The 23,549-nt window shown below is 39.1% G+C and carries 22 protein-coding genes; 9 read left to right on the plus strand and 13 right to left on the minus strand.

What is annotated here, in order from left to right; all coding sequences use genetic code 11:
• Positions 1-7: 7 nt before the first annotated feature.
• Both ACB088_RS11945 and ACB088_RS11950 read right to left on the minus strand, forming a co-directional pair.
• Positions 8-2,047, minus strand: coding sequence for a UvrD-helicase domain-containing protein (locus ACB088_RS11945; RefSeq protein WP_005042641.1), 2,040 nt, complete (start codon positions 2,045-2,047; stop codon positions 8-10).
• A 192-nt stretch (positions 2,048-2,239) separates the two neighbouring features.
• The gene (locus tag ACB088_RS11950) at positions 2,240-2,893 is read right to left on the minus strand and encodes an OmpA family protein (protein ID WP_045434762.1); all 654 of its coding nucleotides are present in this window, start codon (positions 2,891-2,893) and stop codon (positions 2,240-2,242) included.
• Positions 2,894-3,139: 246 nt separating this feature from the next.
• On the opposite strand from ACB088_RS11950, the gene ACB088_RS11955 reads away from it, so the two are divergent.
• From ACB088_RS11955 to ACB088_RS11980, 6 genes are all read left to right on the plus strand, one after another.
• Complete coding sequence (locus tag ACB088_RS11955) at positions 3,140-4,066, plus strand: acyltransferase (protein ID WP_375037078.1); 927 nt, start codon at positions 3,140-3,142, stop codon at positions 4,064-4,066.
• A 15-nt stretch (positions 4,067-4,081) separates the two neighbouring features.
• Positions 4,082-5,128, plus strand: coding sequence for a preprotein translocase subunit SecA (locus ACB088_RS11960; RefSeq protein WP_375037079.1), 1,047 nt, complete (start codon positions 4,082-4,084; stop codon positions 5,126-5,128).
• 120 nt (positions 5,129-5,248) lie between these two features.
• Entirely contained in the window at positions 5,249-5,977 is a 729-nt protein-coding gene (gene minC, locus ACB088_RS11965; RefSeq protein ID WP_375037080.1) for a septum site-determining protein MinC, read from the plus strand.
• Between the two features lie 66 nt (positions 5,978-6,043).
• Positions 6,044-6,856, plus strand: a complete 813-nt coding sequence (gene minD / locus ACB088_RS11970; protein ID WP_004641647.1) for a septum site-determining protein MinD — start codon at positions 6,044-6,046, stop codon at positions 6,854-6,856.
• Between the two features lie 2 nt (positions 6,857-6,858).
• Positions 6,859-7,131, plus strand: a complete 273-nt coding sequence (gene minE, locus ACB088_RS11975) for a cell division topological specificity factor MinE (protein WP_003653273.1) — start codon at positions 6,859-6,861, stop codon at positions 7,129-7,131.
• Between the two features lie 84 nt (positions 7,132-7,215).
• Positions 7,216-7,503, plus strand: a complete 288-nt coding sequence (locus tag ACB088_RS11980) for a PA4642 family protein (RefSeq protein WP_375037081.1) — start codon at positions 7,216-7,218, stop codon at positions 7,501-7,503.
• 40 nt (positions 7,504-7,543) lie between these two features.
• On the opposite strand, the gene rhtC is transcribed toward ACB088_RS11980, so the two are convergent.
• Together rhtC and ACB088_RS11990 are read right to left on the minus strand one after the other, a co-directional pair.
• Positions 7,544-8,164: a threonine export protein RhtC gene (rhtC, locus tag ACB088_RS11985; RefSeq protein ID WP_004794146.1), complete on the minus strand. Its 621-nt coding sequence runs from the start codon at positions 8,162-8,164 to the stop codon at positions 7,544-7,546.
• A 155-nt stretch (positions 8,165-8,319) separates the two neighbouring features.
• Entirely contained in the window at positions 8,320-11,361 is a 3,042-nt protein-coding gene (locus ACB088_RS11990; protein WP_375037082.1) for a DNA translocase FtsK, read from the minus strand.
• Between the two features lie 268 nt (positions 11,362-11,629).
• Here ACB088_RS11990 and trxB point away from each other — a divergent pair, with 268 nt between their 5' ends.
• On the plus strand, positions 11,630-12,580 hold the full coding sequence (gene trxB, locus ACB088_RS11995) for a thioredoxin-disulfide reductase (protein ID WP_056478355.1): 951 nt from the start codon (positions 11,630-11,632) through the stop codon (positions 12,578-12,580).
• 56 nt (positions 12,581-12,636) lie between these two features.
• On the opposite strand, the gene ACB088_RS12000 is transcribed toward trxB, so the two are convergent.
• Complete coding sequence (locus ACB088_RS12000; protein WP_375037083.1) at positions 12,637-12,936, minus strand: putative quinol monooxygenase; 300 nt, start codon at positions 12,934-12,936, stop codon at positions 12,637-12,639.
• A 108-nt stretch (positions 12,937-13,044) separates the two neighbouring features.
• Between ACB088_RS12000 and aat the strand changes: the two genes are divergently transcribed.
• Both aat and ACB088_RS12010 read left to right on the plus strand, forming a co-directional pair.
• Positions 13,045-13,776 carry a leucyl/phenylalanyl-tRNA--protein transferase gene (gene aat, locus ACB088_RS12005; RefSeq protein WP_375037084.1) on the plus strand — a complete coding sequence of 244 codons (732 nt, stop codon included), beginning with the start codon at positions 13,045-13,047 and terminating at the stop codon, positions 13,774-13,776.
• Positions 13,777-13,794: 18 nt separating this feature from the next.
• Complete coding sequence (locus tag ACB088_RS12010) at positions 13,795-14,610, plus strand: arginyltransferase (RefSeq protein WP_003653280.1); 816 nt, start codon at positions 13,795-13,797, stop codon at positions 14,608-14,610.
• A gap of 44 nt (positions 14,611-14,654) precedes the next feature.
• Here the strand turns inward: ACB088_RS12010 and rimI are convergent, their stop codons facing one another.
• The 8 genes from rimI to ACB088_RS12050 all read right to left on the minus strand — a co-directional run bounded on the left by rimI (position 14,655) and on the right by ACB088_RS12050 (position 23,539).
• On the minus strand, positions 14,655-15,110 hold the full coding sequence (gene rimI, locus ACB088_RS12015; protein WP_199990304.1) for a ribosomal protein S18-alanine N-acetyltransferase: 456 nt from the start codon (positions 15,108-15,110) through the stop codon (positions 14,655-14,657).
• 108 nt (positions 15,111-15,218) lie between these two features.
• The gene (locus ACB088_RS12020) at positions 15,219-16,094 is read right to left on the minus strand and encodes a metal-dependent hydrolase (RefSeq protein ID WP_092707728.1); all 876 of its coding nucleotides are present in this window, start codon (positions 16,092-16,094) and stop codon (positions 15,219-15,221) included.
• 234 nt (positions 16,095-16,328) lie between these two features.
• On the minus strand, positions 16,329-17,210 hold the full coding sequence (locus ACB088_RS12025) for a metal-dependent hydrolase (protein WP_375037085.1): 882 nt from the start codon (positions 17,208-17,210) through the stop codon (positions 16,329-16,331).
• Positions 17,211-17,414: 204 nt separating this feature from the next.
• Positions 17,415-18,605, minus strand: coding sequence for an elongation factor Tu (gene tuf / locus ACB088_RS12030; protein WP_004640736.1), 1,191 nt, complete (start codon positions 18,603-18,605; stop codon positions 17,415-17,417).
• 93 nt (positions 18,606-18,698) lie between these two features.
• Entirely contained in the window at positions 18,699-20,837 is a 2,139-nt protein-coding gene (gene fusA, locus ACB088_RS12035) for an elongation factor G (protein ID WP_004641624.1), read from the minus strand.
• A 177-nt stretch (positions 20,838-21,014) separates the two neighbouring features.
• Positions 21,015-21,485, minus strand: a complete 471-nt coding sequence (gene rpsG / locus ACB088_RS12040; protein WP_004638185.1) for a 30S ribosomal protein S7 — start codon at positions 21,483-21,485, stop codon at positions 21,015-21,017.
• Between the two features lie 160 nt (positions 21,486-21,645).
• Positions 21,646-22,020: a 30S ribosomal protein S12 gene (gene rpsL / locus ACB088_RS12045; protein ID WP_002050319.1), complete on the minus strand. Its 375-nt coding sequence runs from the start codon at positions 22,018-22,020 to the stop codon at positions 21,646-21,648.
• Positions 22,021-22,219: 199 nt separating this feature from the next.
• Positions 22,220-23,539 (minus strand): EcsC family protein, encoded by a 1,320-nt coding sequence (locus tag ACB088_RS12050; RefSeq protein ID WP_213074659.1) that lies wholly within the window; start codon positions 23,537-23,539, stop codon positions 22,220-22,222.
• Positions 23,540-23,549 lie beyond the last annotated feature (10 nt).

A 23,549-nucleotide genomic window follows, 5' to 3' on the forward strand; every position in this document is an offset into this window, starting at 1 on the left:
TAAAAAATTAACGCTTTAATAAAGCTTTTAAATTTGCCAGATATTGTTGAGCCTGCTCTTTAGGATCAACATTAGCCGCAATTTTCTTTTTACGCCCTAACCACTCCAACTCATCTTGAGGGAGTTCATCAAGGAAACGGCTTGGGGTCATCTGTCTCATCTGCCCGCCATTTTTACGCTGCTCTGCCAAAGTTAAGGTTAAACCTTGACGTGCACGGGTAATTCCCACGTACATAAGGCGACGTTCTTCTTCAATGGTCTCGGCTGCAATGGAGTTTTTATGCGGTAAAAGTTCTTCCTCTAATCCCATAATATAAACATATGGGAACTCTAAACCTTTTGCTGCATGCAACGTAAGTAAGTTGACTTTGTCTGTATCTTCTTCTTCCTGCTGCTGTTCTAACAGGTCAAGCAGAACCAGTTTGCGAATGACACTTTCAATGTTCTTTTCATCAACATCTTCTGCACGATTAATCAGGTTTTGAATACTGTTAAATAAATTCTCGATATTATCGAGCTTACTTTTCTCTTGTGCAGGTGTTGCAGACTGTTCACGAACGTAATCCATATAGCCAGCTTCATTCATCATTTGACGAACTTTAGGCACAGGCTCATCGTCTTCTAACAATTCACGGGTAAACGTCGCAATAAAGTCGGCAAACTCATGAAGTTGAGTTTCTGCTTTTTTAGGAAGTACCATGCTTAAACGTTGGTCAGCAGAAGCACCAAGTAAAGACAAATTATTTTCTTGTGAGAATAAACCTAACTTCTCAAGAGTAACCGGCCCAATGGCGCGTTTAGGCGTATTAATAATACGTAAGAACGCGCTGTCATCTTCAGGGTTAATAATAAGACGCAAATAACTCATTACATCTTTAATTTCTGCACGAGCAAAGAAAGATGTACCGCCAGATAATTTATATGGGATTTGCATTTGACGAAGCTGTGTTTCTAATACACGCGCCTGAAAGTTACCGCGGTATAAAACTGCATAATCTTTCCAGTTTTTACCATTCATCAGCTTGTGAGTAAGTAAATCTTTAACCACGCGCTCTGCTTCATCATCATCATTACGACATGTAATAATTCTAATGACTTCACCATGCCCTTTATCACTCCATAACTTTTTATCAAAAATATGTGGGTTATTTTGGATAACACAGTTTGCAGCTTTTAAAATACGGCTGGTTGAACGGTAGTTCTGTTCAAGTTTAATAATATGCAGGTTTGGGAAATCTTGTTTAAGCAAAGCCATATTCTCAGGCTTAGCTCCACGCCACGCGTAGATCGACTGGTCATCGTCACCTACCGCTGTAAACTGCCCCATTACCCCAACTAAAAGTTTGACTAAAATATACTGGGCTGTGTTGGTATCTTGATATTCATCGACCAATAAATAGCGAACACGGTTTTGCCATTTATCACGTACTTCTGCATTTTCTTGCAATAAGCGTGTTGGCATAACAATCAAGTCATCAAAATCAACGGCGTTATAAGCACGTAAATTACGTTCATACAGTTGGTAAAGATGCGCAAACTGTACATCTTCAGGTGTTTCACATGTTGAATGTGCTTGCTCTGGCACGATCAGATCGTTTTTCCAATCTGAAATTTTCTTCATTGCCTTGGCAATTAATTCTTTACTTTCTGCACCCGACAAATTGTCGCGATGCATCAGATCCATCAAAATACGTTTACAGTCATCTGCATCTAAAATCGAAAAATTAGCTTTTAAAGGTAAATTTTTAAGTTCTAAACGTAAAAGGTTTAAACCAAAAGTATGGAAAGTGGAGACAGATAGACCTTTTGATTCTTCACGTGACAAGAGCTTGGTCACACGCTCTTTCATTTCACGTGCAGCTTTGTTTGTGAAGGTCATCGCGGTTATACGATGCGCTGGAATACGGCAATGCTGCACCAAATAGGCAATTTTACGAGTAATTACCGATGTTTTACCTGAACCAGCGCCAGCAAGCACCAATAAAGGGCCCTGAGTATATTTCATGGCTTCTTCTTGCTTGTTGTTCAATTGACTGGCAGATGACATCGTGTATTACCTCTTAATTTTTCGAGCATGATTATAGTCATCTCTGTTTTAGAAACCCAATAGTAAATCTACGGATATGTATAAATGATGTCTAATAATGCAATTTCTACGCCGCAGTTTGTCGTGGTTATTTATTATTCACAGTCATAAAAAAACCACCCGAAGGTGGTTTTTAATACAATAATTTAAATCTTATTGTTTTGCATAGATGCTGATTTCTACACGACGGTTTTGTTCACGACCAGACGCAGTTGAGTTGTCTGCGATTGGGTTAGAAGAACCATAACCTTGTGCATCGATACGGCTAGATGAAAGGCCTTTACCAGCTAAATAGTTTTTAACTGATTGTGCACGTGATTGAGATAACGGAATGTTGATAGAGTCATTACCAGTGTTATCTGTATAACCAGTGACTAAAATCGCGCTCTTGTTATCTTCAGCCAATGTTTGAGCTACTTTGTCTAAAGTTGCATAGAAGTTTGGCTTGATGTTTGATTTGTTTGTATCAAAAGTAATGCTACCAGGCATAATCAATTGAACAGAACCATCTGGATTACGGCCAACGTCTACGCCAGTACCTGCCATTTGTTGACGTAATTTTTTCTCTTTCTGGTCAAGATATACACCACCAGCGGCACCAAGAACTGCACCGATTGCTGCAGCACGGTTATTTTGACGGCTAGAGTTTGCACTTGATTTAGAAATACCGTAACCAGCAGCTGCGCCAATTAAAGTACCTAATGCGGCTTTATCGTATTCAACGCCACCAAGATTATTACCAGTTGTTTGACAACCAGATAGTACTACTGCTGCCCCTACCACTGTTGAAATAACTAATGCACGCATTGCATGCCTCCTCACTTTGTGTGTTTTGTTGTCTGGATGAATAATGAAACAAAAACGAAGTATAAAACATTGATATTTTGTTAATAATAAACACTTTAGTTACTTTTTTGTAATATTTTGATGCACTTTCAGATGCTAGCTCATCACAATTTCTTCATTGTTGTCTAAGATGTCGTTGTATTTCATATTACGATAGTTATAGTTAAACAACTTTTCTATGGATTTTAGACATTCGGGGTCATTCATATGTCAACTGCACCCAATAAGCAATCTGCGCTAAAAAAAATTACACGTGGACTCACTGTAGGTACAGTCATTACAGGAAGTACGTTTTTTCATGGTCCACCTGTTTTGGCATTAGGTCTGACCAAGCTATTAAAAAAATCATCAAAAATAGATGAAACCAATATCCAAATTACAAATAGCTGGTTAGGTGTTAATAATTGGTTGATTGATCATGTCTTACCAAATCTAAAATGGGACATTACGATTGATGAGGGACTTGATCTGAATATGCAAGGTCGTTATCTCATGACTTGTAATCACCAAAGTTGGGTAGATACAACGGTAAACCAATATTTTGGTTTAACGCGTATGCCACTCACCCGCTTTTTTACTAAATGGGAACTTATTTTTATTCCATTTGTTGGGCAAGCATTTAAAATTTTAGGCTTCCCGATGATGAAACGTCACACCAAAGAACAGGTTGCAAAGAATCCTGAACTCAAAGACCGTGACATGATGGAAGCACGTAAAGCCTGTGAGCAGCTTTTAAGTCAACCATTTACATTATTGAATTATTTAGAAGGTACTCGTTTTACTCAAGAAAAACATGACCAGCAAAAATCACCATATAAGCATTTGCTTAAACCTAAAGCGGGTGGTTTAGCACTTGCATTAAATATCTTGGGTGACAAAATTGATGCCTTGGTTGATATGACGATTGTCTACCCTAATGGCGTACCTGGATATAGTGATTTCTGGCTAGGTGAAGTTTCAAAAATTGCGGTAAATTTGCGTAAAATTGAAATTCCAGATTGGGTTCTTGGTGGAAACTATGAAGATGACGCGGCTTACCGTGAACGTTTCCAACAATGGGTACATGAAATTTGGACCGAAAAAGATCAACTTATTGAGCAAATGAAATCTCAATATCTCACTACAAACCTTTAAAAAGCACCCGTTATTATGCAAAACAGTTCTGGGAAAAAAACGAAATATCACCATGTAGATCCAAATAGTCTTTCATTTAGACTGTTTTTAATCTATGACATTTTTATGGTGTTCATTATCATTTTTAACCTGTTCTGTTTGGCTGCAAATTTCTTTTTAATGAGCAGTATTGGGGCATGGTTCTTCGAACACATTCATTTGCTCCAAGTACTAAGCTTTTACCGTAATTCCCTACACCCGTGGGTAATCACATCAGAAGCATGGTTTATTGGTTTTTTAATTGTTGAGTTACTTGTCCGCTGGGGCATTGCTATTATTTATAATCATCATAAACGTTGGTTCTTTTTCCCTTTTATTCACTGGTATGAAATTTTAGCCATTATTCCGCAGCTTCGTTTTTTACGTTTGTTTCGGGCTGGGATTATTGCTTATCGCTTACATGAACTGGGCTATCCGGTTGTTCCACCAAGCTGGCGAAAGACAGGTTTATTTTACTATCGTGTCGTCATGGAAGAGCTGTCCGATCGTGTTGTTATTACCGTAATTGATGGTATTAGATATGAACTTGAAACCAGTTCTAGCCATAAACAAATTATTCACGACTTGGTAAATCATCATCGTGAGCAATTTACTGTCACCTTAACAGCATTATTACAAGAGTCTTTAGCAACTGCTTTAAAAGAACAAAAGCCAGCAATTACAAAAGGCGTTGGGAAAATTGTAGATCAGGCCATAGTAGATACCCCTGAACTAACCCAATTATTACGCTTAATTCCTTTAGTCGGCGGTCGCATTGAACAGCAAATTCAAAGCATTGGTCAAAGATTAGGTGAGAATATTAGTGCCGGTTTAATTGAACCTTTAATTGAAGGTTCATCGGTGCACCCAAATCCGACTTATCAATTAATTTCTGAAAAAGTGAGTGAAATAAATATTAATAATCGTCAGCTTGAGCAATTGGTTGAATCTGTCGTGTTCGAGACACTCGAGTCTGTACGAAAACAAGTCAAGGTCAAACAATGGCAACAAACGCTTGCGGAGTATGATCGAATCAAAGAATAAGCATTTACTTAATTTTTTATGAATCTCGCTAGAGAATTGGCACAAATTGTTCTAGCATTTGCCCTATTTACAATAAACTTAACGCTATTACAGCTCGTTTAACGCCTTGAAGGAAGACTTATGGCTGATATACGGATTACCGGCAGAATGGTTAACTTTAGCAGGATAACCTTCGATACCAATGATCATGATGTGATCCGCCAGCAATTATCAAATATATTAAATGAAGGTTCCTATCATGGAACTTTAGTAATTATTGACAGTACAGTTGAGCAAGAATTAATTGCATTAATTCAACTTCTGGCGAGCTTAGGTTTGCAACCTATGGCGGTAATCGATGGTATTTTAGGAGATGAAGCTCGCGCTATTCAATTCCCTGTTTTGCCGGCAGATCAACCATTACAGCGTATTAAAGCCACAACCGAACAAGTGGCGATTGTAGAAAAACCGACTACCGCTCCTGCCTCGTCTTCAGCAGAAACAAAAAAACCACTAAACAAGATAGCGGTTGCCCATATTACCTCTTATCATGATGAAATTTTACGTACAGGCCAATCCCTCGTACAAGATAACGGCGATATTATTTTGAAAGCTGGCATGAATAGTGGTTCTGAAGTTATTGCATCAGGAAATATACATATTTATGGCACAGTTCGTGGTAGAGTCATTGCTGGTGCGGGCGGGCACGCAGCTGCACGCATTTTTTGCCAATCTTTAGAGGCTGAGCTCGTTTCCATTGCCGGAACGTATTGTGTCGCAGATGATATCCCTAAACATGTGGTAAAAAAGCCAGTACATATATATTTAAATGAAAAGCAAGAGCTTGAATTTGAAGCGATTGAACTTTAGTTTATTAAGTAAATCACCAAAAAACAGCCCTTTTAAGGGTGTATGACCATAATAGGAGTGGATTCGGTGGCCAAAATTGTTGTCGTAACATCAGGCAAAGGTGGTGTAGGTAAAACTACAACGAGCGCATCTTTTGCAACAGGTTTAGCCCTTCGTGGTCATAAAACTGTTGTGATTGATTTTGATGTAGGCTTACGTAACCTTGATTTGATTATGGGTTGTGAGCGTCGTGTTGTTTATGATTTTGTCAATGTTATTAACAACGAAGCACGTCTACAGCAAGCCCTTATTCGTGATAAAGATATCGAAAACCTTTATATTTTACCGGCTTCACAAACACGTGATAAAGATGCGTTGAGCGACGAAGGTGTTGCTCGTGTTATTGATGAGCTATCTCAAGAATTTGATTACGTTATTTGTGACTCACCTGCGGGTATTGAGCGTGGTGCGATTTTAGCTATGTATCATGCAGATGAAGCAATCATTGTAACGAACCCTGAAATCTCTTCAGTACGTGACTCTGACCGCATTATTGGTATGTTAGATAGCAAAACCAAAAAAGTTGAACAAAACGAAGGACGTATACGTAAACATTTATGTATTACTCGTTTTAACCCTGAACGTGCTGACCGTCAGGAAATGCTAACAATTGATGATATTTCTAAAGATATTCTACGCGTACCGACATTAGGTGTTATTCCAGAATGTCCAAGTGTATTACAAGCATCAAACGAGGGTAAGCCAGTAATTCTATATTCAGAAACTAAAGCTGGTCAGGGTTATGATGATTTGGTTGCACGCTTTCTTGGCGAAGACCGTCCTTATCGACACATCACAGCTCAACCTAAAGGCTGGTTAGCACGACTATTTGGAGCGTAGTTATGGCAGGATTCTGGAGTAAATTATTTAGCAGTGACGAAAAGCCATCAAGTGCTCAAACTGCAAAAGATCGTTTGAAAGTTATTGTTGCTTCTGAACAAGGTTTAGGCCGCCGTTTAAGCCAAGACAAGATTGATCAGATGAAGAAAGAAATCATGCAAGTGGTCAGTCGTTATGTAAGTGGTGTAGGTGAACAGCATATCCAAATGCAGGTTCGCTCTGAAGCAAATATCGAAATGTTAGAAATGAATATCAATTTACCTGAAGAACGATAATTCTATTTCTGACTGTTCAATAAAACAGAATCAAGGCAAAATAACGCAAGTTATTTTGCCTTTTTTAAAACTGAGGAGATTGTCATGGCATTATCACAGCCAGCAACTTTCAATGAAGAATGGTCCGATGAGCGTGTTTTTGCCTACCTCAACCAACTTCCGCCAACGGGTGTGAACGCAGATTTTCATGTGCTCTACCATGCATTCAAACATATGCGCCCAACAGACTATGAACGTCTTTTGACTCAATTTATTGCGAACGGACGCGATATTAATGCCAAAGACCCTGAAGGCCAACGCATCCATGATGTGATTGCCAAATTTCCACGTCAATCGGCACCCTTTTTAGAAGTTCTAGCAAAGTTTGCTTAAAAATAAAAAGCCTCTTAAAGAGGCTTTTTTTTACCTAAATTTATCGATTGCCAATCAGGAAAATACCAAACACCGTAAAAATACCGCCTGAAATACCATCAATCCATTTTGAAAAATTACGATAAGCTGATCTAAAACTCGGTAACGAAAAAATAAAAGTCACAAAGCAGAACCATAAAATCGTTTCAACCGTGACAATAATAAAGAGTAACCAATGAACCTGATCAAGTTGAGGATTGGCTAAAAATAAAGAGAAAACACTACCAAAATAAATAACAGCTTTAGGATTTGATAGATTCGTTATAAGACCTTTAATAAAAAATAAGTAAGGTGCTTTGGGTAGCTCGACAGCAACATTGTCCTCTTGCTGATTTTTTGAAAATGCTGAACGTAACATCTGATAACCCAGCCAACACAGATATAATCCACCAGCAATGAGTAAACCTTGCTTTAACCAAGCCATTTTCTCAAAAATAAGATTTAATCCCATCAGTGCCAAACAAGCCCAAAACATAACACCTGCTGTTATGCCAGCAACTACTAACATAGCGTCTTTACGTGATCGACTAATCGCTGTTTGAGATACAAGGAAAAAATCAGGCCCTGGAGTAATAAGTGCACAAAAATGGATAAAAGCTAAAGTAATCAGAGCGAGTAACATGTTTTCCTCCAGATTTAATTCATTGTTATTTATTTAAGAAAAATACATTAGCATTTTTTACTACACGTTAAAATCTTTAAGTCATTTTATGGAAGTGTTTATTTTTATTTAAATCATAAAAAAAGCCCCCGAAGAGGCTTTTTAGCTATTTCATATTAAACCAATATATCTCGCTTACCATTAGGGCCCATTGCGCTCACAATGCCGTTCTCTTCCATTTGGTCAATGATACGGGCAGCACGGTTATAGCCAAGGCTAAATTTACGCTGTAGCGATGAAGTAGAAGCTTTACGTGTTTCCAAAACAAATGATACACATTGGTCATAAAGTGCATCACGGTCAGAACCACCCTCGCCCTCTTCAAAACCACGTGAAGTTTGTTCTTCGTCAAATGGAGTCAAGATTTCGTCGACATAATCCGGTTCACCACGTTCACGCCAAGCATCACAAATGCGGTTTACTTCATCATCACTAATGAATGCACCATGCACACGCTCAGGCTCGATTTTACCAGGCCCCAAGAAAAGCATATCACCATGGCCTAATAGATCTTCTGCACCGCCTGCATCCAAAATCGTACGTGAATCAATTTTACTGTTTACACGTAATGCTACACGCGTTGGAATATTGGCTTTAATCAACCCCGTGATCACATCAACAGACGGACGTTGAGTTGCAAGCAATAGGTGAATACCAGCAGCACGAGATTTTTGCGCCAACCGTGTAATCATTTCTTCTGCTTTTTTACCGACCTGCATAATCATGTCAGCAAACTCATCCGCCACAATCACAATAGATGGTAACGGTGTTAAACGAGGTGCACGTTCTTGTGTCGCAGAGTCACTTGGTTTCCAAGTTGGATCAATTAAATCTTCCCCATTCGCAATTGCTTCTTCAACTTTACGGTTGTAATCACTTAATTTACGAATTTTAAGAAATGACATCAGCTTATAACGACGTTCCATCTCATTCACACACCAGTTCAACGCACTTACTGCATCTTTCATGTCAGTAACGACTGGAGTTAATAAGTGCGGAATATCATTGTAGTTTGCAAGTTCTAACTGTTTTGGATCGATTAAAATCAAACGCAATTGATCAGGTGTATATTTAAGCAACATCGATAAAATCATCGAGTTTACCGCAACCGATTTACCCGAACCTGTTGTACCAGCAACTAACATGTGCGGTGCTTTCGCTAAATCGGTTAATACTGGATTACCTGAAATATCTTTACCCATCGCCATACTAATTAATGCGCTTGGATCTCGATAGGTTGGTGTTTCCAATAGCTCAATCAAACGTACCATTTCACGAGCGCTGTTTGGTACTTCAATACCAATATAGGGTTTACCAGGAATAACCTCTACCACACGCACAGAAGCCATCGACATTGAACGGGCTAAGTCACGTGAGATATTCGTTACCTTAGATGCTTTAACCCCCGGTGCCAAATCTAACTCAAAACGGGTTACTACTGGCCCCGGCTGAGCCTCAACTACTTGAGCCTTAACATTAAATTCTTGTAACTTAATTTCAAGTAATTCAGATAAACGCGAAAGCTGCTCTTCAGTAAAATTAACTTTCTTATTCGGATCAACCTTATCAAGCAACTCAAGGCCAGGTAAAGTTGGTAAATCTAAACGCTTCTTGGCAACTTGCATTGCACGAGACATTGGTCGGCCTGATAGATCTGTTAATGGCGCATCTAGATCGAAATCGTCTTCATCAATATCAGGATTTTCCTGAGGTTTACCTGCCGTTTCCTGCCAAGCTTCAATAAACTCTTCTTTTGAAAGTTTATCGGCCTGAATTGTTGTTTGAATAGGAGCTTTTACGAATGCTGAAGATTGAGCATAACTACTTGCTCTTACAGGTTCTGCTGGCGAAATATCTTCATCTATCAATAAATCATCAAAGTCTTCAAAAACTTGTTCGTTTGCTAAATTTTTAGGTGACTGATTTACATTCGACGGCGGTGAAGAAGTTTCTTTCGCAATATTCACCGATTGCGAAGTAGGTTCTGCATCTACATGTTGATCTTGAACAAATGGTGTATGCACATCTGTTGCTGTTTTGCTGTTTGGAACCGCAGCAAGTAATTCATCAAAAATCTCATCATCATTCCAATCAAGACTATGTAAGTCTTGTTTAGGTGTAGGTTGAGTTTGATGAACTTGAGAAATTGTTTGCTGGAATTGCTCATGAGCAGGAGCTTGTTCTGTTGAATCATCAGCTGCTCTTAAAAGCGCATCAATTTCTTGCTTATGGCTCGCATCATCACGTTGTAAAGCCCGCCATACCTCACCAGTAGCGACTAAACGTTGGCTGTCTTTTTCAAGCTTATGGGCTTGCTCAAGCGTATGCTCAAAGTTTTGAGTATTTGCAACTGGCGTATCAACTACAGGTTCGGGTCGACTCTGCTCTTTTGCTAACACATCTGCAAAGAGGCGTTCAGCAACCGCATCATGTCGTGTTGCCGCAGATTGTGGTTGAGTACTTTCAGATTGGACTGATGCTACTTTCTCATTTGAAGCATTTGTCTCTGCATTTTCTGCAACTTTAACTGCGGCTGCTTTATTAGCAGGCTGAGTTGTTAAATCATAATCCGATTCATTCGGTGATACGTTTTTATAAAATAAATCTTGTAAATAACTTGGTGTAGCTTTAAGCGTAATCCATGTTTTGCTCCATTGCACCCCAAATGCAAGAGTAAACAAGACCACTCCGAAAACCAGTAAAAATAAGGTCGCACCATAAATTGTTAGCAATTGAGATAAGCTCTGACCTAACTCGTAACCAATAATTCCCCCAGCTGCATTATCTAAAGTATCAGCAGGCACATTCCAGTGTAAATAAAGTAGGCTAGACACAACCAGAATTAAAAAGAATTGTGCAGCATAACGAAATGGGCGGTTTAAAAAACTACGCGGCCACCACACCTGAATTGCTTCAATGAAAAGGAAAATTGGAATAAGCAAACTTGCCCATCCTAAAAAACCAAACAGCAAATCTGCAATCCATGCACCAGCAATACCACTTGCATTGGATACTTGCTGAGTATCACTGGAAATATGCATCCAGCCCGGGTCAAATGGTGTATATGTTACTGTTGCCAGAAACATATAAATGCCAAAAGAAACCAAGAATAATGTCATCAATAAGCGCTGTGCATAAACACTCGACACCGCAGTCATATACTGTCCTGTAACCCATTTAATTATTGGTTTAGAGATGTGAAGAACTACACTTAGATCTTCAACGAATGAACTTGATATTATGCACCTGTTCTTACAAAAAAGGTGCATGATTCTTTACAGTTGTTGTTAACATGAGCCACTTCTATATTGTTATATAACTTAATTCGATTGACCTGATCAATATTATCCACATTGATTTAGCGCTATTGATCGACAAATTCACGTATAATTTTCAAAATTCTCGAAATAAATAAGGATACCCTCAATGAGTGCTCGTCATTCTCGGTTAATTATTCTCGGTTCTGGTCCTGCTGGTTATAGTGCAGCTGTCTATGCGGCTCGTGCCAACCTTAAACCTACTTTAATTGCAGGTTTACAACTAGGTGGCCAACTTACAACAACAACCGAAGTTGACAACTGGCCGGGCGATCCTGAAGGTTTAACAGGTCCTGCCTTAATGGATCGTATGCAAGCACATGCTGAACGCTTTGGTACAGAACTCGTCTATGACCATATTAACGAAGTGGACTTAAATGTACGTCCTTTTGTTCTTAAAGGTGACATGGAAGAGTACACATGTGATGCATTGATTATTGCAACTGGCGCTACAGCTCAATATCTTGGCTTAGAGTCTGAACAGAAATTTATGGGCCAAGGCGTAAGTGCCTGTGCAACATGTGATGGTTTCTTCTACAAAAATCAAAAAGTGATGGTTGTAGGTGGTGGTAACACTGCAGTTGAAGAAGCGCTTTATTTATCAAATATTGCTGCACATGTAACGCTAGTACACCGCCGTGATAGCTTACGTTCTGAAAAGATTTTGCAAGATCATTTATTTGCCAAAGAAAAAGAAGGCAAAATCAGCATTATCTGGAATCATGAAGTTGAAGAAGTATTGGGTGACAATACTGGCGTAACAAGTGTTCGCCTTAAATCAACTCAAGATGACTCTAAGCAAGACGTAGAGGTTCATGGTCTATTCGTTGCAATCGGTCATAAACCGAACACTGCAATGTTTGATGGTCAATTAAACTTACGTGATGGCTATATTCAAGTGCAAAGCGGCACTTCAGGTAATGCAACAGCAACTTCTGTAGCTGGTGTTTTTGCTGCTGGTGACGTAGCTGACAGTATTTATCGTCAAGCCATTACTTCTGCTGGATCAGGTTGTATGGCGGCACTTGATGCTGAAAAATATTTAGATAATCTCGGTTAATTCAATTAACACAAAAGACATTCAATGCTCTATTGAATGTCTTTTTTAATAGTGTTTTATTTCGTCATATTTTCAAAATGGTCCAAATGCGTAAAACGTCCCGACCTCGTCTGATATTGGTCAATCTGAGGAACTAAGCGTTGAAAGTGCTCAGACTGGACATGTCGATCTAATGCAGCACGATCTACCCATTCTTCAATAAAAACAAAATGTCCTAAATTTTTTATATCATGATATAAATCGTACGCAATACACCCTTCTTCACATCTCGTTTTTTCAACGAGTTCTTGATAAAGCGGCAAAACAAAATCAATTTTTTTAATATCAATAAAATCTTCTGCAATAAGTTTTAGCATTAGGCAAACCTTTCCTTTTCATTCCTTCATGCTAAAGATGAACAATAAAAATTGTCAATGAAGCTCAGTTACGTTAATTTTGAATCATTCTATTTCATTTTATCTTTTATGCAGAACCTTCCACTTTCTCAATTCATTTTCCCTGATCCCATTGAATCTGATCCGGATGGTCATGGTTTAATTTGTATTGGTGCTGATCTCTCCCCTTCTACTCTCTATGAAGCGTACACCCATGGATTATTTCCGTGGTTCAATGAAGATGAGCCAATTTGTTGGTGGAGTCCCGAACCTCGTTGTGTCATCTATCCTCAAAATTATAAGCCAAGCAAGTCACTCCTTAGAAACATGAAAAAATATGACTATGCAATTACGGTTAATCACGCCTTCGAAGAAGTTATTCGCTCATGTTCTCTACCAAGAACTTATGCAGACGAAACATGGATTAGCGAAGATATTATTCAGGGCTACTGTGAGATGTTTAAAGCTGGCTATGGATATAGTGTGGAGGTTTGGGAACAAGATAAACTTGTTGGAGGTTTGTACGGCATTACGATTGGCAAAGGATGCTTCGGTGAGTCAATGTTTAGTAATGAAACTGATGTTTCAAAAATGGCTTTTTATACATTAATGCTGATTGGGCAAGAAAATCAACTACCTTGGGTAGACTGCCAACTTGTAAATAGTCACTTAATTAGCTTGGGAGCTTGTACACTTTCTCGTCAAGAGTACCTTAAATCGTTACAAGATGTAATTATTCACCCCTCTATCAATTGGAAAAAGTATCAAGAACGTGTATTTTCAAGTAAAACAATAGCATTAGATGCAAAATTAATGGAATGATAACAGGAGGGACCAATCATGAAATCATATCACCCGAAGTCCCTTTTAAATGATCTGCAGTATTATATTACTCCACCTCATGATTGCAGCTACCTAGAAAATAAATCGGCGCGCATGGTGTTTTTAGACCCTATTCATCGGATTGATGTGGTCACTCTTTCAGAACTTTCTCGTTTAGGATTTCGTCGTAGCGGTGACTTCGTTTATCGCCCTGAATGCCATTTATGCAGACAATGTTTGTCTTGTCGTGTTCCAGTTGCCGACTTCCAAATGAATGGAATGCAAAAAAAAGCGTGGAAACGAAATCAAGATCTGACTATGACTGTTTTGCCTACTCAGCAAGCAGCACAAATTCATTACGATTTATATGAACGCTATATTAATGAACGCCATGCTGATGGAGATATGTTTCCACCTAGCTTAGATCAGTTTGAAAAGTTTTTAGTACATAGTTGTACAGATAGCTTTTTTCTTGAGCTTTGGAAAGATAACCGTTTAATCAGTGTGTCTACCTGCGATCTAATGGATGATGGACTGTCTGCAGTCTATACTTTCTTTGACCCAGATGAGCACCGAAGATCACTTGGTGTGTACTCTATTCTTAACCAAATCGAATATGTTAAATCGCTTGGTTTAGAATATCTTTATTTAGGCTATTGGGTGCCCCACTCAGCCAAAATGAATTATAAATCGCAATATACCCCTTTAGAACTTCTATTAGATGGACAATGGCGCCGTTTAAACAGATCCTTATCACCAGAAGAAATTCAACAGTTAGGTACCTCTCTGATGACCACATTACCTTCTGAATGGAATAATTTAATTATTAAATGATTTTAATCCTGTCTGTTTGTTAGGTCAGCAACTAGACAGGAGTTTTAAAACAACGATGCAAAATCATCGGTACAGGTTTTTACCATAATTACAGCATGTTCACGCCCACCTTCTTGGCTAGGATAATAATTGCGACGTAGATCTATTTGGTGAAAACCTATTTTCTCATACAGACCTATAGCTGCTTTATTACTTTCACGAACTTCTAAAAATATTTGTACTGGCTGATTTTTTAACTGATCAATTGATGCATTTAATAACTCATACCCGAGACCTTGTCCTTGCATTTTAGGATCAACTGCCATGAGTAATAGATTCGCTTCATCTAGCACTGGCTGCAAAATACAAAACCCAACTACTCTATTTTGTGACTCAATGACTGTACACTGGTAGGAATTCAAAGATTCTACAAATTGCTGTCTTGACCATGGATGTGTTTGCACTGATTTTTCGATTTGTACAACAATTTCAATATCAGTGTTTTGCATAGTACGAATCATGAGTTCCAACACAATCAGAGTTTTAAAGGAATGCGTATTATAAAAACTTCACAAGAAAAAACGAACAAAAAAAAGGACAATTAAATTGTCCTTTTTTTATCGTTCTTTTTAGAGACCTAACTTTTCACGCCAAGTTGCCAGCAATGCTGTAGTGTCAGAATCATTTGGATGAAATTTTGGTCTTAAGAAATCAAGTAACTCTGGAATCTGGCGGGTCATAAAACCTTTACGTCCATACATGAACTTAAGCATGTATTTAGTATCTTTCAATGTTAATTTTCCATCAGTTTTTAATAACTTGGCAGTAAAATGTGTCTGCGTTGCAAAAATTAATGCCATTGCAATGATTAAAGCCGTTGAACGCATAAAATAAGCTTTTGGTCCTTGTCCATACATACTTGTATACACATCAAATGCCACAGCTTTATGCTCATTTTCTTCTACGGCATGCCACATCCACAAATGATACATCGTGTCATCTTGGAACATCGCTTGAATTTCGGGATTTTGTAAAAGTTCAGCTGCAATGGTAGATGTGAAATGCTCTAAAGCACACGTTCCGGTCAGATCAATCATTTCTTTGGTATAACCAAAAGGTTTCATTAATTTGGTCATAACAGCTGTACCCATCTTAATGACAGTACCTGTCTGCTTTTCCATATGACGAACATCATATCCGTAAGCTTGCGCTGAAGCATTAAAAGCAAGATGTTCTTTTGAATGCATTGCTTCTTGACCAATAAAGGCGCTAATTTCTTTTTGAAGAGCAGGATCGGCAAGTTTTGGGTCATTTCGAACAGCACGCGTGCTATTTACAAAGAACTGTTCACCTTCGGGAAAAAGGGCCGATAATGCTGTCATAAAATGGGTTAATCCTGCATCATAATTTGCCCAATAACGAGGGACCTGAGCAAATTCAAAGTCCATACGACGAACAGGGAAACTAGCACCAGCACGATTTGAAATATTTACTTTAGCATTCATCTCAGACTCCTTTTAAGTGAATAGCTAATTCACATATAACTTTATTTATTTTCTTAATATTTATAATCATACGTCTTTCAATGTGCCAATTAAGTGCAGATGAGGACAGAGAAATATCAGATGAGGTCATTAAGCACCCCCATAAAGGTGCATAGATCTGCTAATCATTATTGTTAGTACTTAAAAAAAGAAAAAGGGCTACCAATGAGCCCTTTCAAATCAACATAGATTAAATTACAAACCTAATTTTGCTTTCCATGTTTTCAATAGACCTACTGTATCCAAATCATTTGGATGAAAACCAGGCTTAAAGTAAGCCAGCATTTCTTTAGCCATGCCAGTAATGATACCTTTCGATGGGCTATATGCATATTTATAAATCACAGATAGCTCATCCAAATTTAACTTTTTATCTTGCTTTAATAGACGAAGTACAAAAGAAGACTGAATCAAGAAAATCAAAGTCATCGCAAACACTAGAGAACTCGTACGTAAAGCATAAGCTTTTACGCCTTTACCAAATACACCTTCGTACACATCAAAAGCTACGGCTTTATGCTCATTTTCTTCGATAGCATGCCAATACCACATCGTTGACATGGTTTCATCTGTCATCAACTCTTGAATATGCTTATTGACTAATAATTGTGAAGCAATCGTAGCGGTAAAATGTTCAAGTGCGGTTGTAGCAGTCAGATCAACCATGTCTTTGGTCATACCGAAAGGTTTGACAATTTTTACAAAAGTTTTAATTGCTGTTTGAATTGCCGTGTCAGTAAACTTCTCTAACGTTTCAATGTCATGACCAAACTTTTGAGCAGAGGCATTAAAATTCACATGCTCTTGAGTATGCATTGCTTCTTGCCCAATGAAAGCGCTAATCTCTTTCTGAAGCGCTTCATCATCTTTAATAGATGGGTGATAACGTACTGCACGTACACTATCTATAAAGAATTTCTCACCAGCTGGAAACAAAGCTGACAATGCTGTCATAAAGTGTGTTAGTCCAGCAGAACCATTCATCCAATATTCTGGTACATCATTAAAGTCAAAGTTCATACGACGTACAGGAAAGCTCGCCCCTGCACGATTAGTAATATTCACTTTAGCATTCATACCCAAAGCTCCTTAATAAGTAACCCAAGTTACTCAAACTTTATTGTTCGTTTTCTTGATTCTTATCATACAAATTTAATAAAAAGGATTAAGTGTAAATAAGGACATTGAAATATCAGTTAAGGCCAGCTTTTATAATGATTGTTAGACAATTAAATATAAAAAAAGCGCTCTAAAAAGAGCGCTTTTTTTCACTGAAAGTGATTATGCAGTTACTTTCGCAACAACACCAGCACCTACAGTACGACCACCTTCACGGATCGCAAAACGTAGACCTGGGTCCATTGCGATTGGGTGGATTAATTCTACTGACATTTCAACGTTGTCGCCTGGCATAACCATTTCAACGCCGTCTTGTAATTGGATTGCGCCAGTTACGTCAGTTGTACGGAAGTAGAACTGTGGACGGTAGCCGTTAAGGAATGGAGTATGACGACCACCTTCTTCTTTAGAAAGTACGTATACTTCTGCATCGAATTTAGTGTGCGGCTTGATTGTACCTGGTTTAGCAAGTACTTGACCACGTTGTACGTCTTCACGCTTAGTACCACGAAGTAATACACCACAGTTCTCGCCTGCACGACCTTCGTCAAGCAATTTACGGAACATTTCAACGCCAGTAACTGTAGTTGTTTGAGTATCACGGATACCAACGATTTCAACTGATTCGCCTACTTTCACGATACCAGCTTCTACACGACCAGTTACTACTGTACCACGGCCAGAGATAGAGAATACGTCTTCGATTGGCATTAAGAATGCTTTGTCGATAGCACGTTCTGGTTCTGGAATGTAAGAGTCAAGCGCCTCAACAAGAGCAAGAACTGAAGGCTCACCATATTGACCAGCATCACCTTCCAACGCTTTAAGCGCAGAACCACGGATAACTGGAGTGTCATCACCTGGGAAGTCATAAGTAGAAAGAAGTTCACGAACTTCCATTTCTACTAATTCAAGTAATTCTTCATCATCAACAAGGTCACACTTGTTCAAGAATACGATGATGTAAGGTACACCAACCTGACGAGAAAGAAGGATGTGTTCACGAGTTTGTGGCATTGGACCATCAGTCGCAGCACATACAAGGATCGCGCCGTCCATCTGAGCAGCACCAGTAATCATGTTTTTAACATAATCGGCGTGGCCCGGGCAGTCTACGTGAGCGTAGTGACGGATTGGAGAATCGTATTCTACGTGTGAAGTATTAATTGTAATACCACGTGCTTTTTCTTCAGGTGCTGAGTCGATTTGTGAGTAATCTTTCGCTTCACCGCCGTAAGTTTTTGCACAAATAGTTGCAATCGCAGCAGTTAAAGTTGTTTTACCATGGTCAACGTGACCGATTGTGCCCACGTTTACGTGTGGCTTATTACGTTCAAACTTGGCTTTAGCCATGATGATCTTCCTTTATAAACTGCTCATGCAGGGTCACTGCACGAGCGCTTGGTTTTAACTAAGAATTAGTTTGGGCTTATAGTAATCGAAAGATTACTCGTCGTCACCTTTTTTACCGCCAGTCTGGAACTTAGCGATGATGCCTTCAGCCACGTTACGTGGAGTTTCAGCGTATTTAGCGAATTCCATAGAATAAGTCGCACGACCTTGAGACATAGAACGCATTTGAGTCGCGTAACCAAACATCTCAGCCAATGGAACTTCTGCTTTAATTGCTTTTGTTCCACCAGGAAGATCATCCATACCTTGAACCATACCACGACGACGGTTTAAGTCACCCATGATATCGCCCATGTAGTCTTCTGGAGTTTCTACTTCAACTTTCATGATTGGTTCAAGAAGGATAGGATCAGCTTTCATGAAACCGTCACGGAAAGCGTACGAACCAGCCATTTTGAACGACAATTCATCAGAGTCGACATCATGGTAAGAACCATCGAATAATGTCGCTTTGATACCCACAACAGGGTAACCAGCTAATACACCATTCTTCATACGTTCTTGAATACCTTTGTCAACCGCACCAAAGAATTCTTTAGGTACAGTACCGCCGACAACTTCTTCAGCGAATTGGTATTCTTTACCAGCTTCTTCAACATCCATAGGCTCTAAACGAACATATACATGACCGAATTTACCTTTACCACCTGTTTGACGAACGAACTTACCTTCTTGCTCAACAGTCTTTTTGATTGTTTCGCGATAAGCAACCATTGGTTTACCAATGTTCGCTTCAACACCGAATTCACGCTTCATACGGTCAACGATGATGTCAAGGTGAAGCTCACCCATACCAGCAATAATTGTTTGACCAGATTCTTCGTCTGTACGAACGCGGAACGATGGATCTTCTTTAGCCAAACGACCTAAAGCAATTGACATTTTTTCTTGGTCAGCTTTAGTTTTTGGTTCAACAGCCAATGAAATTACTGGCTCTGGGAATTCCATACGCTCAAGTGTAATGATGTTTTTCTCATCACATAATGTATCACCAGTAGTAACGTCTTTAAGACCTACACACGCTGCGATATCACCTGCACGGATTTCATCAAGATCTTGACGTTCGTTCGCATGCATTTGCACGATACGACCGATACGTTCACGCTTAGATTTAACTGGGTTATAAACCGGATCACCTTGTTTAAGAACACCAGAATAAACACGTACGAATGTTAAGTTACCTACGAACTTGTCGTTCATGATTTTGAACGCTAACGCAGAGAACGGAGCTTCGTCAGATGCTTCACGAGACGCTTTAGTTTCGTCTTTGTCGTCAAGGATACCTTCGATCGCTTTAACTTCTGTAGGTGATGGTAAGAATTCAATTACAGCATCCAACATACGTTGAACACCTTTGTTTTTGAACGCAGAACCACAAAGCATTACTTGAATTTCAGAAGCTAATGTACGAGCACGTAAACCTGCAATGATCTCTTCTTTAGAAAGATCACCTTCTTCAAGGTACTTGTCCATTAATTCTTCAGAAGCTTCAGCCGCAGCTTCAACCATTTTGGTACGCCATTCGTTAGACGTATCAACTAGGTCAGCTGGAATTTCAGCATATTCAAACTTCATACCTTGAGATGCTTCATCCCAGATAATCGCTTTCATTTCGATAAGGTCAACAACACCTGCAAACGTATCTTCTGCACCAATTGGCACAACGATAGGTACAGGATTACCACCTAAACGAGTTTTAACTTGCTCAACAGCACGGAAGAAGTTTGCACCAGTACGGTCCATCTTGTTCACGAATGCTAAACGAGGCACTTTATATTTGTTTGCTTGACGCCATACAGTTTCAGACTGAGGTTGTACGCCACCAACTGCACAGTAAACCATGCACGCACCGTCAAGAACACGCATAGAACGTTCAACTTCGATTGTGAAGTCTACGTGTCCCGGGGTGTCAATTACGTTGATACGGTGTTGTTCGAATTGGTTACCCATACCAGACCAGAAACAAGTTGTCGCAGCCGAGGTAATTGTAATACCGCGCTCTTGCTCTTGTTCCATCCAGTCCATTGTTGCTGCACCATCGTGTACTTCACCAATTTTGTGAGATACACCTGTGTAGAACAAAATACGTTCTGTTGTAGTTGTTTTACCTGCGTCAATGTGCGCAGAAATACCGATGTTACGGTAATTACTAATTGGGGTTTGGCGAGCCATGATGTCTACATTCCTAAATGTTATATTTAAAACAGGACGCATCAATTAAATTGATGCGTACAAATATCCAAGCAGGCAACTTAAATACCCGCAAAGCTCCCACTTTGATAAAGAGCAATGTTGAATCGAGCTGCTGTACGCATGAATATTCTCCTGATTAGGGACTGTTTTATCCGCTTAGAAACGGTAGTGAGAGAAGGCTTTGTTGGCTTCAGCCATACGATGCACGTCTTCACGTTTTTTGATTGCTGCACCTTTACCTTCAGCTGCATCAAGCAACTCACCAGCAAGACGTAAAGCCATCGTTTTTTCAGAACGCTTAGCAGCAGCATCTACTAACCAACGCATTGCTAAGGCAGTACGACGGGATGGGCGTACTTCCATAGGTACTTGATAAGTAGCACCACCAACACGGCGTGCTTTTACTTCAACCATAGGACGAACTTTTTCAAGAGTAGTCTCGAAAAATTCAACTGGGTCTACTTTGTTTTTTTCTTGAACACGTTCTAAAGCACCGTAAACGATACCTTCAGCAACAGATTTTTTACCATCTTGCATTACGTGGTTCATGAATTTAGCGATTGTTTGGCTGCTAAATTTTGGATCTGGAAGGATCTCACGAGCAGCGACTACGCGACGTCTTGGCATTTTAATACACCTAATAATATGACACTTCAGGATAATCCAGCAGTTTGTACAAGTGTCATGTACACGACGCTGGCCTTACTATACGTCGCTTGAATTACAAATCTATGAAGAATTCAAACAAGCGAAACGCTAAAGGGCTTATTGGACTAGTTTCCTAGAATTACTTCTTAGGACGCTTAGTACCGTATTTAGAACGTGATTGATTACGATCTTTAACACCAGCACAGTCTAATGAACCACGAACGGTATGGTAACGTACACCTGGTAAGTCTTTAACACGACCACCACGGATAAGAACAACACTGTGCTCTTGTAGGTTATGACCTTCACCACCGATGTAGCTAGATACTTCAAAACCTGAAGTTAAGCGAACACGGCAAACCTTACGCATAGCTGAGTTAGGTTTTTTAGGTGTAGTTGTATAAACACGTGTACAAACACCACGACGTTGTGGACAAGCCTTCAACGCAGGAACTTTGGATTTTTCAACCAAAGTCGTACGACCCTTACGGATCAACTGATTCGTTGTTGCCATATGGCAATTCTCCCGTTATTAAAAAACCTTAAAAAGAAATACCTCTTTTTAAGGGCACATAATTGTAAGCTAAGATGCAAAAATGGTCAACACGGCAATACTTACCAAATGTTGACCATATCAATCTTTGACAGGATAACTTACAAATTTAAATAGAGTTCAAATTTTATTTTTAAACCTCTTATTTGTAAGCGTATTGTTAAGAGTATTTTTTATCATTCAACTCCTCTTCATCTTCCTCTGGAGCTAAAGCTGGTTTTTGCTCAGTATGCTCATGTTCCTCTACATGTTTATCGGCAAGTTGCTCAATACCCTGATGAACATTTTCCTGAATTTTCTCTTCGCTCTTTTTACTTTCTGTCGGCTTTAAGACAATAGATACTTTTGAAATTACATCATGATTTTCTACTTTATGATGATGCTCAGCGTGAATATTGCCATCTTCACCAACATTTAAAAGACGTGGACTGGCTTTCTGAATGAGTGTAACCGCAGCATAATAAGCCTGTAGCGGAGATAAATGCTCACTTGGATGTTCATTTAAATAATGTCTTGCGGCTCCAAAGATAGCTTGTGCTTTATGACCAACATCTTCTTGTAGTTTCCAGCTATATACTGCGCTTAAAACAGCACCAGCAACTGGGGTAACTTTACCAAAGGCAGAGAGTTTAGGAATACGATTTAACCAACCCCATTTAAACTCTCCATCCTCATCGACTAACCAGTTCTTTAAAGTATCAAAATCAGTAGTTGAACCTAACACTTGCTGAAATTGATGAATATCTTGCGTTTCCAACATATTTCTTAATGTTTTTAAAGCTAACAATAAAGTTTGCTTTTCAGCAATCAGACTAATATCAACTTCTTTAAAGATAAACTCGACAACATCTTGGTCAGTAACTTCTTGAAGGTCAAAACCATGTGATCTTCCTGTCTGATAAATCGTTCTCAAGACCAACACGAGTGAAACAGGAACATCTACAGCAGCGCCAACCACACCGGACACGCCTGTGATTGCCCCTTGTATTGTCGCAATTAATTTATTTTGTTCAATGAGCGCCTGACTTAAGCGTTGAGAACGACCCGTATCCTTAGTTAGTTCAAACAAATCTTTAGCACCCGCTTCTTCCAAGATTTTTTCAGTTAAGGTGCTTTTTGAACTAAAGTCATTCAACCAATCAAATAAATAGCCTGAGACTTTTTGATCCCAATCGGGGGAAAGAAATGTAGCCACACCATTTACTTTTGTAAAATGCCGCCCAAAGACCTGACGAGTGACTTTCGGTAATTGCTCTCGAAGCATTTGTTGAGGACTTTCATATTGCTCAACTTCAAATGGGCTTTTTGTTCTCGATTTACCTTCAACCGTTTTACCAGTTGGGATTGGTTCAATTACCTTACTTACATCACCTGATTGGTTCTGTTGCAAGATACTCAATCCTGTAGAACTGAGCTTTTTAGCCACTCCGAAGACCTGAGAAAACAAATTGTCAGATTGATTATTATTGAATTTTGTCATCAAGTACCTC

This window comes from Acinetobacter sp. RW6 (assembly GCF_041956835.1).
Taxonomy (GTDB): domain Bacteria; phylum Pseudomonadota; class Gammaproteobacteria; order Pseudomonadales; family Moraxellaceae; genus Acinetobacter; species Acinetobacter calcoaceticus.